The sequence below is a fragment of the Agrobacterium sp. CNPSo 2736 genome, from assembly GCF_004005385.1.
GTDB classification, from domain to species: Bacteria; Pseudomonadota; Alphaproteobacteria; order Rhizobiales; family Rhizobiaceae; genus Agrobacterium; species Agrobacterium leguminum.
In genome coordinates this window covers 1-10,610 of record NZ_RZTX01000009.1, presented here as the reverse complement: position 1 = coordinate 10,610, position 10,610 = coordinate 1, and the positions used below count along the sequence as shown (strand labels likewise).

The 10,610-nt window shown below is 58.9% G+C and carries 8 protein-coding genes; 5 read left to right on the top strand and 3 right to left on the bottom strand.

Features of this window, described 5'->3' with window-relative positions; genetic code table 11:
* The first annotated feature begins 144 nt into the window (after nt 1-144).
* The gene (gene rpoC / locus EM858_RS15720) at nt 145-4,353 is read left to right on the top strand and encodes a DNA-directed RNA polymerase subunit beta' (protein WP_080816633.1); all 4,209 of its coding nucleotides are present in this window, start codon (nt 145-147) and stop codon (nt 4,351-4,353) included.
* A gap of 140 nt (nt 4,354-4,493) precedes the next feature.
* Here the strand turns inward: rpoC and EM858_RS15715 are convergent, their stop codons facing one another.
* The 3 genes from EM858_RS15715 to EM858_RS15705 form a co-directional block, all read right to left on the bottom strand.
* Complete coding sequence (locus tag EM858_RS15715; RefSeq protein ID WP_127757209.1) at nt 4,494-5,579, bottom strand: helix-turn-helix transcriptional regulator; 1,086 nt, start codon at nt 5,577-5,579, stop codon at nt 4,494-4,496.
* 98 nt (nt 5,580-5,677) lie between these two features.
* The gene (locus tag EM858_RS15710; protein ID WP_127757208.1) at nt 5,678-6,028 is read right to left on the bottom strand and encodes a VOC family protein; all 351 of its coding nucleotides are present in this window, start codon (nt 6,026-6,028) and stop codon (nt 5,678-5,680) included.
* 11 nt (nt 6,029-6,039) lie between these two features.
* On the bottom strand, nt 6,040-6,333 hold the full coding sequence (locus EM858_RS15705) for a hypothetical protein (RefSeq protein WP_003523731.1): 294 nt from the start codon (nt 6,331-6,333) through the stop codon (nt 6,040-6,042).
* A 526-nt stretch (nt 6,334-6,859) separates the two neighbouring features.
* On the opposite strand from EM858_RS15705, the gene rpsL reads away from it, so the two are divergent.
* The 4 genes from rpsL to EM858_RS15685 form a co-directional block, all read left to right on the top strand.
* Nucleotides 6,860-7,231 (top strand): 30S ribosomal protein S12, encoded by a 372-nt coding sequence (rpsL, locus tag EM858_RS15700; protein ID WP_003507760.1) that lies wholly within the window; start codon nt 6,860-6,862, stop codon nt 7,229-7,231.
* A gap of 78 nt (nt 7,232-7,309) precedes the next feature.
* The gene (rpsG, locus tag EM858_RS15695) at nt 7,310-7,780 is read left to right on the top strand and encodes a 30S ribosomal protein S7 (protein WP_003507761.1); all 471 of its coding nucleotides are present in this window, start codon (nt 7,310-7,312) and stop codon (nt 7,778-7,780) included.
* 34 nt (nt 7,781-7,814) lie between these two features.
* On the top strand, nt 7,815-9,914 hold the full coding sequence (gene fusA, locus EM858_RS15690; RefSeq protein ID WP_003523732.1) for an elongation factor G: 2,100 nt from the start codon (nt 7,815-7,817) through the stop codon (nt 9,912-9,914).
* 65 nt (nt 9,915-9,979) lie between these two features.
* The coding region (locus tag EM858_RS15685; RefSeq protein WP_127757207.1) for a GTP-binding protein at nt 9,980-10,610 on the top strand (631 nt) is incomplete at its 3' end.

The window sequence follows — 10,610 nt, the reverse complement described above, 5'->3', positions numbered from 1 at the left end:
CGGTTTCCCGTCAGCCCGGCTGGCGTGGGACACTTTCGCCGCATTGTGCGGTTAATCCGTATTTAAAGCTCTGGACGGCGACCCGGGAAGAAACCGGTCCGGATGCAAACAGGGGCAGCAGCTAGCCTCTCAAGGAGACAAGGCATGAACCAAGAGGTCATGAATCTTTTCAATCCTCAGGTGCCTGCGCAGCATTTCGATTCCATCCGGATTTCGATTGCTTCGCCGGAAAAAATCCTGTCGTGGTCCTACGGCGAGATCAAGAAGCCGGAAACCATCAACTACCGTACGTTCAAGCCGGAACGCGACGGCCTTTTCTGCGCGCGTATCTTCGGACCGATCAAGGACTACGAGTGCCTGTGCGGCAAGTACAAGCGCATGAAGTACAAGGGCATCATCTGCGAAAAGTGCGGCGTCGAAGTCACGCTGTCGCGCGTTCGCCGTGAGCGCATGGGCCACATCGAGCTCGCAGCGCCGGTTGCCCACATCTGGTTCCTGAAGTCGCTTCCCTCGCGTATCTCGACCCTGCTCGACATGACGCTGAAGGATGTCGAACGCGTTCTTTATTTCGAGAACTACATCGTCACCGAGCCTGGCCTCACTTCGCTGAAGCAGAACCAGCTTCTGTCCGAAGAAGAGTACATGATCGCCGTCGACGAGTTCGGCGAAGACCAGTTCACCGCCATGATCGGCGCTGAAGCCATCTACGAGATGCTGGCTTCGATGAACCTCGAAAAGATCGCCGGCGACCTGCGTGCCGAACTTGCTGAGACCACATCTGATCTCAAGCAGAAGAAGCTGATGAAGCGCCTGAAGATCGTCGAGAACTTCATGGAATCCGGCAACCGCCCGGAATGGATGATCATGAAGGTCGTTCCTGTGATCCCGCCGGACCTGCGTCCGCTGGTTCCGCTGGATGGCGGTCGTTTTGCGACGTCCGACCTCAACGATCTCTATCGCCGCGTTATCAACCGTAACAACCGTCTGAAGCGTCTGATCGAGCTTCGTGCGCCTGGCATCATCATCCGCAACGAAAAGCGTATGTTGCAGGAATCCGTCGATGCGCTGTTCGATAACGGGCGTCGCGGTCGCGTCATCACGGGTGCCAACAAGCGTCCGCTGAAGTCGCTCTCCGACATGCTCAAGGGCAAGCAGGGCCGGTTCCGCCAGAACCTTCTCGGCAAGCGCGTCGACTATTCCGGTCGTTCGGTCATCGTGACCGGTCCGGAACTGAAGCTGCACCAGTGCGGCCTGCCGAAGAAGATGGCGCTCGAACTGTTCAAGCCGTTCATCTACGCCCGCCTCGACGCCAAGGGTTACTCCTCGACCGTCAAGCAGGCCAAGAAGCTGGTTGAAAAGGAAAAGCCGGAAGTCTGGGATATCCTCGACGAGGTCATCCGCGAGCATCCGGTTCTCCTGAACCGCGCACCGACGCTGCACCGTCTGGGTATCCAGGCTTTCGAACCCATGCTGGTCGAAGGCAAGGCCATTCAGCTGCACCCGCTCGTCTGCACGGCCTTCAACGCCGACTTCGACGGTGACCAGATGGCTGTTCACGTGCCGCTTTCGCTGGAAGCCCAACTGGAAGCACGCGTGCTGATGATGTCGACCAACAACATCCTGCATCCGGCGAACGGTCATCCGATCATTGTTCCGTCGCAGGACATGGTTCTCGGCCTCTATTACCTGTCGATCATGAACCAGAACGAGCCGGGTGAAGGCATGGCCTTCTCGGATATCGGCGAGTTGCATCACGCGCTTGAAAACAAGGTCGTGACGCTGCATGCCAAGATCCGCGGCCGCTTCAAGACCGTGGATGCCGATGGCAAGCCGGTTTCGAAGATTCATGAGACGACCCCTGGCCGTATGCTGATTGGCGAACTTCTGCCGAAGAACGTCAACGTGCCTTTCGACGTCTGCAACCAGGAAATGACCAAGAAGAACATCTCCAAGATGATCGACACGGTCTACCGTCATTGCGGCCAGAAAGACACGGTCATCTTCTGCGACCGCATCATGCAGCTCGGCTTTGCCCACGCCTGCCGCGCCGGCATTTCGTTCGGCAAGGACGACATGGTCATTCCGGACAGCAAGGTGAAGATCGTCGGCGACACCGAAGCTCTCGTGAAGGAATACGAACAGCAGTATAATGACGGTCTCATCACCCAGGGCGAAAAGTACAACAAGGTTGTCGACGCCTGGGGCAAGGCAACCGAAAAGGTCGCCGAAGAAATGATGGCACGCATCAAGGCTGTCGAGTTCGATCCGGAAACGGGTCGCCAGAAGCCGATGAACTCCATCTACATGATGTCCCACTCGGGTGCTCGTGGTTCTCCGAACCAGATGCGTCAGCTGGGCGGCATGCGCGGCCTGATGGCGAAGCCGTCGGGTGAAATCATCGAGACGCCGATCATCTCGAACTTCAAGGAAGGCCTGACCGTTAACGAGTACTTCAACTCGACCCACGGTGCCCGTAAGGGTCTGGCAGACACCGCCCTGAAGACGGCGAACTCGGGTTACCTGACCCGTCGTCTCGTCGACGTCGCGCAGGATTGCATCGTCAACTCCAGGGATTGCGGCACCGACAAGGGCCTCACCATGACCGCCATCGTCGATGCCGGTCAGGTCGTTGCCTCGCTCGGCGCGCGTATCCTCGGCCGTACGGCTCTGGATGACATCGATAATCCGGTCACCGGCGAGAACATCGTCAAGGCTGGAACGCTGATCGACGAAGCCGACGTTGCGACCATCGAAAAGGCCGGCATCCAGTCCGTCCGCATCCGCTCGGCGCTTACCTGCGAAGTGCAGATCGGCGTCTGCGGCGTCTGCTACGGTCGCGACCTTGCACGCGGTACGCCTGTCAACATGGGCGAAGCCGTTGGCGTCATCGCCGCACAGTCGATCGGTGAACCGGGCACGCAGCTCACCATGCGTACGTTCCACCTTGGCGGTACGGCAAACGTGGTCGACCAGTCGTTCCTCGAAGCCTCGTATGAAGGCACGATCCAGATCAAGAACCGCAACATCCTGCGGAACTCCGAAGGCGTTCTCATCGCCATGGGCCGTAACATGTCCGTTACGATCCTCGATGAGCGCGGCGCGGAACGTTCCACGCAGCGTGTGGCCTACGGTTCGAAGATCTTCGTGGACGATGGCGACAAGGTTAAGCGCGGTCAGCGTCTTGCAGAGTGGGACCCCTACACCCGTCCGATGATGACGGAAGTGGAAGGTACCGTTCACTTCGAAGACCTCGTCGATGGTCTCTCCGTTCTGGAAGCGACCGACGAATCCACCGGCATCACCAAGCGTCAGGTCATTGACTGGCGTTCGACGCCGCGCGGTTCGGACCTCAAGCCTGCTATCGTCATCAAGGATGCTTCCGGTGCGGTTGCGAAGCTTGCCCGTGGTGGCGAAGCCCGCTTCCAGCTGTCGGTCGACGCCATCCTGTCGGTCGAGCCGGGTGCGAAGGTCTCCCAGGGTGACGTGCTTGCACGTTCGCCGCTGGAAAGCGCCAAGACGAAGGACATCACCGGTGGTCTGCCGCGCGTTGCCGAACTGTTCGAAGCCCGTCGTCCGAAGGACCACGCCATCATCGCTGAGATCGATGGTACGATCCGCCTCGGCCGCGACTACAAGAACAAGCGTCGCGTGATGATCGAGCCTGCGGAAGACGGCGTCGAGCCGGTCGAATACCTGATCCCGAAGGGCAAGCCCTTCCATCTTCAGGAAGGCGACTATATCGAAAAGGGTGAATACATCCTCGACGGTAACCCGGCGCCGCACGACATTCTGGCGATCAAGGGTGTGGAGGCTCTGGCTTCCTACCTCGTGAACGAAATCCAGGAAGTCTACCGACTGCAGGGCGTTGTGATCAACGACAAGCACATCGAGGTGATCGTTCGCCAGATGCTGCAGAAGGTCGAGATCACCGATGCCGGTGACAGCCAGTATATCGTCGGCGACAATGTCGACCGTATCGAGCTGGACGACATGAATGACCGTCTGATCGAAGAGGGCAAGAAGCCGGCTTACGGCGATCCTGTTCTGCTTGGTATCACCAAGGCTTCGCTGCAGACGCCGTCCTTCATCTCGGCCGCATCCTTCCAGGAAACCACCAAGGTTCTCACGGAAGCTGCGATCGCCGGCAAGACGGACACGCTGCAGGGCCTCAAGGAAAACGTCATCGTCGGCCGTCTCATCCCGGCCGGCACCGGCGGCACCATGACGCAGATCCGCCGCATCGCCACGTCGCGCGACGACCTCATTCTCGAGGAACGCCGCAAGGGCACCGGTGCAGGTTCTGCGAACCAGATGCTGCAGGACATGACGGACCAGGCTCCGGCCGCCGAATAAGGCGGGAAGGGCAGGGGCTTTGCGAAGCCCCGCTAAAGTTCAGAACAAAACGCCCGGAGCAATCCGGGCGTTTTTGTTTGTGCGGAATAGGGGCTGTCGCTTTTGCGGTCGGCCGGTGTCTCCAGCCACGTGCGGCGGGGTCAGCCCTGTTCGCGGATGTTATAACGGGTCAGGACGGAGAGCCGGCGAACGAGATCGGTCTGGCCGGTGCTGCCGGTCTTCGCATAGATCGACTTGGCGTTGCTGCGCACCGTTTCGTGGGAAATCTGCAACTGCTTCGCCACGGCGGGAAGCGAAAGCCCCTTCATGATTTCCAGCGCCACACGGGCCTCGCCTCTGGTGAGGTCGTAAAGCCCCTTCAGCAGTGAGGTCGCGTCGGCGACGGTGCCCATGGGTTGCGATATCAGCACGATGGCGCAGCCTTTCGGGGACAGATCCAGCGCGTTCCTGCGCAATGGTATGACGTGCAGGATGCAGGAGCGATCTTCGCCGGTCGGCAGGGGGAACGAGCCGATATTATGCCCGGCAAGCGCCTTATAGAGCAGCCGGTTCACTCTTTCGTCGGAGATCACGAGCCTGTCGTGGGCGCGGGTGGAAATACATTTCCTGAGGGAGAGAAACATGTCGTTTGCCGAAAGCAAACGGCCGCTCGCCTGAAGCACCGCCGCCGGCGCCCCGATGGCGTTCAGTCCAAGCGTCATGGCATCGGCTTTCTGCCGCTGCAAGCGGGTTGCCAGCGTGAGGCTGCGGGCAATATGCGGCCTCAGCCGGCCCAGCGCCGCCATGGTTTCCGGCCCGATGACGCCGCTATCGAGCTTGCGTTCGAAAAGCACTGTCATTGCCGGATGGTCGGGCGGGGCAACCTGGGTGGCCGCGCCATATCCCAGGCCGCGCGGCATGAGGAAATCGCGCACGATCGGCAGTCCCGCCCATTCATCATGGGTAAAGACATCGAAATCCTGCACGAAGGAAAATTGTCCCTCACGGATTGCGCGGGTCAGGCGGTCGTTTCGGCGGTTCCAGCCGCCATCCATGAAGGCCTGCATCAGCTCCTGGAAATTGGGCGTGTAAAGCCAGGCTTCTTCTTCACCCTTGCCCCAGGTAAGGGCGCCACCCCAGAAATCCAGCCGGTGGCCGATGGCGGCAATGACCTGTGCCCAACGATCGGGGAAAAGCGCTGCCTCATAAATGTCATCGATAATGTCTGCCGACAATATAGTATTCAACCCGTCACTGGAATCTTGTGTCGGGGGTATTTAAACATCATATTCCGGTATTGTTCAACGTATAATCAAATAATACTATTGTATTCAAAGTATATAATCTATGAGTGACTTAATATATTGACCAATTTGCCAAAGGGATCGCGCAGAAACAGCCGGCGCACGCCCCAGGCCTCGGTAACCGGGCCATAGTCGATCGGCAAGCCCGCTTTCAGGATTCTTTCGTGGACCTCTTCGAAATTATCGACCTCGATGGAAAGGTCCGGCACTGCCGCGCCGGAGCCGCCTTCGCTTGCGAAGCTGACCTGCGCCCTGGCTTCGAGCGGACTGGCATAGGTCAGTATCCAGCCGTGGTCCATGGCGACGTTCATGCCGAGAATATCGCCATAGAACGCCTGAGCCCGAGCGGGGTCGGGCGTTGCGATGTTGGCGACGACACGTCTTACCGCCACGGACCTGCGCCTCAGGCGAAGCGGATGATGGCGACTTCGCCTTCAAGCGCGCCCTGATAGGCGGAGGCGTGCGGCTCTTCATCGGGGATCTCGGTCAGCATGCCGATCTGGTCGAGATCGGCTTCGATGAAACCTTCCTCGGAAAGGGCATTCAGCGTTTCGCGCACGGCGGTATCGTCGTCCGGTGCCCGCAGGATGACGTGGATGTCGATGCCCTCGGAATTGTCGGTCTCATAGGCCTTGCCGATGACGATGAAGACCATCGGCTCGTCGCGTCCGTTGTCGTTGTCGGGGAGGGTGCTCATGACGCGGTTCCTTGATCTGTCGTTGCTGTGATGCGGGCCGAGGGAATCGGTCCCGCCCATGGCGAAGCCGCTCCGGCCCGCCATGGGGAATCAATAGACGGATTTTATGAAAAGCCAAAGCGCGGAGGTCAAAATCGCTGCCTTCCGTGCCGACTTATGTTAAAGCAGGTTGGAAATGGCCCGGACGTGGACTTTGCGGCCATGGGTGGCGGCGCAAAATGTGGATTCACCCTTGACGAAAGCTGGCTAAAACAGTAGTACGCCCGCCATCGGAGCCTCTGTGGGTGCTGGCCGTTCGGTAAGCTTTTTCCCGAACATCATCTCAAACGGGTCTCCATTGCACGTAGAAGACACGAATGTTGCACGCAAGACGCCTCATCCGGTGTCCTCTGCTCTTGGTGGTCCATCCGTGAAAACGGATCGGGCCACGTTTTGCGCATGAGGATATATGCGTGCATCGTCGCCGGCAACGGCATAGCCGCCACCCGTGAGGGTGGCTAAAGTAGTTTTTGCAAGGGATGGTTATATGCCTACCGTAAACCAGCTGATCCGCAAGCCTCGCCAGGCACAGGTAAAGCGCAACAAGGTTCCTGCTCTTCAGGAAAACCCGCAGAAGCGTGGTGTTTGCACCCGCGTTTACACGACGACCCCGAAGAAGCCGAACTCGGCTCTGCGTAAGGTTGCCAAGATCCGCCTCACCAACGGCTTCGAAGTCATTGGCTACATTCCGGGCGAAGGTCACAACCTTCAGGAACACTCCGTGGTCATGATCCGCGGCGGCCGCGTAAAGGACTTGCCGGGCGTGCGTTACCACATCATCCGCGGTGTTCTCGATACCCAGGGCGTCAAGAACCGCAAGCAGCGCCGCTCCAAGTACGGTGCGAAGCGTCCGAAGTAATTCGGGTTTAAACAAATTCCGGCGCTGCGCGAGGTTCTCCGCGTGGTTTAGCGTCAATAACATTGAGAGACAAAGAATATGTCCCGTCGCCATAGTGCAGAAAAGCGTGAGATCAACCCGGACCCGAAGTTCGGCGATCTGGTCGTCACCAAGTTCATGAACGCCATCATGCTTCACGGCAAGAAGTCGGTCGCAGAAAGCATCGTTTACGGCGCATTCGACGTCGTTCAGGGCAAGACGAAGCAGGAGCCGCTCGGCGTGTTCCACTCCGCCCTCGACAACGTTGCTCCGCACGTTGAAGTGCGTTCGCGCCGCGTTGGTGGTGCCACGTATCAGGTTCCCGTCGACGTTCGTCCCGAGCGCCGTCAGGCCCTCGCTATCCGCTGGCTGATCACGGCTGCCCGCAAGCGCAACGAAACGACCATGGTCGATCGCCTTTCCGGCGAACTCATGGACGCTGCGAACAACCGCGGTTCCGCTGTCAAGAAGCGCGAAGACACGCACAAGATGGCCGACGCCAACCGCGCATTCTCGCATTACCGCTGGTAATCTTAACCGGTCGCATATCGAAAGGCAGTCCATTATGGCTCGCGAATATAAAATCGAAGACTACCGCAATTTCGGTATCATGGCGCATATCGACGCCGGCAAGACGACGACCACCGAGCGTATCCTTTATTACACCGGTAAGTCGCACAAGATCGGCGAAGTTCACGATGGCGCTGCCACGATGGACTGGATGGAGCAGGAGCAGGAGCGTGGTATCACCATCACCTCCGCTGCTACCACGACCTTCTGGAAGGGTCGCGACGGCAAGATGCGCCGCTTCAACATCATCGACACCCCCGGCCACGTCGACTTCACCATTGAAGTCGAGCGTTCGCTGCGCGTTCTCGACGGCGCCATCGCGCTGCTCGACGCTAACGCCGGTGTTGAGCCGCAGACGGAAACCGTCTGGCGTCAGGCCGAGAAGTATCATGTTCCGCGCATGATCTTCTGCAACAAGATGGACAAGACCGGTGCTGACTTCTACCGCTCGGTAGAAATGATCAAGACCCGTCTCGGCGCCATCGCCGTTGTCATGCAGCTGCCGATCGGCGCTGAGACCGAGTTCAAGGGCGTTATCGACCTGATCGAGATGAACGCACTCATCTGGCGCGACGAATCGCTCGGCGCTCAGTGGGACGTCGTCGAAATCCCGGAAGACATGAAGGCCAAGGCTGACGAATATCGCGAAAAGCTGATCGAGACCGTTGTCGAGATCGACGAAGAAGCGATGGAAGACTACCTGAACGGCATCATGCCCGACAACGACAAGATCCGTGCGCTCGTTCGCCGCGGCACCATCGACGTGAAGTTCCACCCGATGTTCTGCGGTACCGCGTTCAAGAACAAGGGCGTTCAGCCGCTTCTCGACGCAGTTGTCGACTACCTGCCTTCTCCGCTGGACATTCCGGCGATCAAGGGTATCGACTTCAAGACCGAAGCCGAAATCGAGCGTCATGCCGACGACAGCGAGCCGCTTTCCATGCTCGCGTTCAAGATCATGAACGACCCCTTCGTCGGTTCGCTGACCTTCGCACGCATCTACTCGGGCAAGCTCGAAAAGGGTACGTCCGTCATCAACACGGTCAAGGACAAGCGCGAGCGCGTCGGCCGTATGCTGCAGATGCACTCCAACAGCCGTGAAGACATCGAAGAAGCCTTTGCCGGCGACATCGTTGCTCTGGCTGGCCTCAAGGAAACCACCACTGGCGATACGCTCTGCGATCCGCTGAAGCCGGTTATCCTCGAGCGCATGGAATTCCCCGAGCCGGTCATCCAGATCGCGATCGAGCCGAAGACCAAGGGCGACCAGGAAAAGATGGGCCTCGCGCTTAACCGTCTGGCTGCTGAAGATCCTTCGTTCCGCGTCAAGACGGATGAAGAATCCGGTCAGACGATCATCGCGGGCATGGGCGAACTTCACCTCGACATTCTCGTTGACCGTATGCGTCGCGAGTTCAAGGTTGAAGCAACCGTCGGCGCTCCGCAGGTTGCCTATCGCGAAACCATCACGCGTCAGCACGAAGAAGACTACACGCACAAGAAGCAGTCCGGTGGTACCGGTCAGTTCGCGCGCGTCAAGATCATCTTCGAACCGAACCCCGAAGGCGAAGACTTCAAGTTCGAGTCCAAGATCGTCGGCGGTGCTGTTCCGAAGGAATACATCCCGGGCGTTCAGAAGGGTATCGAAAGCGTTCTGTCTTCCGGTCCGCTGGCTGGCTTCCCGATGCTCGGCGTCAAGGCGACGCTGGTCGACGGTGCATTCCACGATGTCGACTCGTCGGTTCTCGCCTTCGAAATCGCATCGCGTGCCTGCTTCCGTGAAGCAGCGAAGAAGGCTGGCGCACAGCTTCTCGAGCCGATGATGAAGGTCGAAGTCGTAACGCCGGAAGACTATGTCGGTGACGTTATCGGCGACCTGAACTCCCGTCGTGGTCAGATCCAGGGCCAGGAAAGCCGTGGTATCGCCGTCGTCATCAACGCGCATGTTCCGCTTGCGAACATGTTCAAGTACGTCGACAACCTGCGCTCGATGTCGCAGGGCCGTGCACAGTACTCGATGACGTTCGACCACTATTCGCCGGTTCCGTCGAACGTGGCGCAGGAAATCCAGGCTAAGTACTCCGGTCAGAAGTGATCGGGGTACGCCCCACCGAATTTTGAAGATTATTCCCGTCAAGGGACAAGAATGGAGAGCCACTAATGGCAAAGAGCAAGTTTGAGCGCAATAAGCCGCACGTCAACATTGGCACGATCGGTCACGTTGACCATGGCAAGACGTCGCTGACGGCAGCGATCACGAAGTTCTTCGGCGAATTCAAGGCGTATGACCAGATCGACGCCGCGCCTGAAGAAAAGGCCCGTGGTATCACGATTTCGACTGCACACGTTGAATACGAAACGCCTGCCCGTCACTACGCGCACGTCGACTGCCCCGGCCACGCCGACTACGTGAAGAACATGATCACCGGTGCTGCCCAGATGGACGGCGCGATCCTGGTTTGCTCGGCTGCCGACGGCCCGATGCCGCAGACCCGCGAGCACATCCTGCTTGCCCGTCAGGTTGGCGTTCCGGCGATCGTCGTGTTCCTCAACAAGGTCGACCAGGTTGACGACGCCGAGCTTCTCGAGCTCGTCGAGCTTGAAGTTCGCGAACTTCTGTCGTCCTACGACTTCCCGGGCGACGATATCCCGATCATCAAGGGTTCGGCTCTTGCCGCTCTTGAAGATTCTGACAAGAAGATCGGTGAAGACGCGATCCGCGAGCTGATGGCTGCGGTTGACGCCTACATCCCGACGCCTGAGCGTCCGATCGACCAGCCGTTCCTGATGC

Coding starts and splice junctions, on each gene's coding strand:
- rpoC (WP_080816633.1), top strand. CDS start 145: ATGAACCAAGAGGTCATGAATCTTTTCAATCCTCAGGTGCCTGCGCAG.
- EM858_RS15705 (WP_003523731.1), bottom strand. CDS start 6,333: ATGAGCACCCTCCCCGACAACGACAACGGACGCGACGAGCCGATGGTC.
- rpsL (WP_003507760.1), top strand. CDS start 6,860: ATGCCTACCGTAAACCAGCTGATCCGCAAGCCTCGCCAGGCACAGGTA.
- rpsG (WP_003507761.1), top strand. CDS start 7,310: ATGTCCCGTCGCCATAGTGCAGAAAAGCGTGAGATCAACCCGGACCCG.
- fusA (WP_003523732.1), top strand. CDS start 7,815: ATGGCTCGCGAATATAAAATCGAAGACTACCGCAATTTCGGTATCATG.